5 tRNA genes are annotated in these 472 nt (G+C 50.2%); all 5 read right to left on the bottom strand.

Going from position 1 to position 472, the window contains the following annotated elements:
* Positions 1-11: 11 nt before the first annotated feature.
* A tRNA-Glu gene (locus IGJ25_RS17205) sits at positions 12-83 on the bottom strand.
* A gap of 9 nt (positions 84-92) precedes the next feature.
* Positions 93-180, bottom strand: a tRNA-Ser gene (locus IGJ25_RS17200).
* Positions 181-201: 21 nt separating this feature from the next.
* A tRNA-Ile gene (locus tag IGJ25_RS17195) sits at positions 202-275 on the bottom strand.
* Between the two features lie 17 nt (positions 276-292).
* Positions 293-363: transfer RNA gene (locus IGJ25_RS17190), tRNA-Gly, on the bottom strand.
* Between the two features lies 1 nt (position 364).
* Positions 365-441, bottom strand: a tRNA-Asp gene (locus tag IGJ25_RS17185).
* Positions 442-472: the final 31 nt, after the last annotated feature.

Here is a 472-nt window from a genome sequence, read left to right as displayed (position 1 = left end):
AAAGTAAAAAATGATCCGTACGGGATTCGAACCCGTGTTACCGCCGTGAAAGGGCGGTGTCTTAACCACTTGACCAACGGACCAATAAAAAACGGAGAAGGAGGGATTTGAACCCTCGCGCCGGTTTCCCGACCTACACCCTTAGCAGGGGCGCCTCTTCAGCCACTTGAGTACTTCCCCAAATGTATGACTACATTTTTATGGGCCTAAATGGACTCGAACCATCGACCTCACGCTTATCAGGCGTGCGCTCTAACCAGCTGAGCTATAGGCCCCAAAAAATAAAAGCTAAAGCGGGTGACGAGAATCGAACTCGCGACAACAGCTTGGAAGGCTGTGGTTTTACCACTAAACTACACCCGCATGGCGGTCTGGACGGGACTCGAACCCGCGACCTCCTGCGTGACAGGCAGGCATTCTAACCAACTGAACTACCAAACCATATTTAGCTTTTATTGCGCTTTTGAAAACA

Source organism: Enterococcus sp. DIV0240d, from assembly GCF_051711245.1.
In the GTDB taxonomy this organism is placed as follows: domain Bacteria; phylum Bacillota; class Bacilli; order Lactobacillales; family Enterococcaceae; genus Enterococcus_D; species Enterococcus_D casseliflavus.
This window is presented reverse-complemented; position numbering and strand designations above follow the sequence as displayed.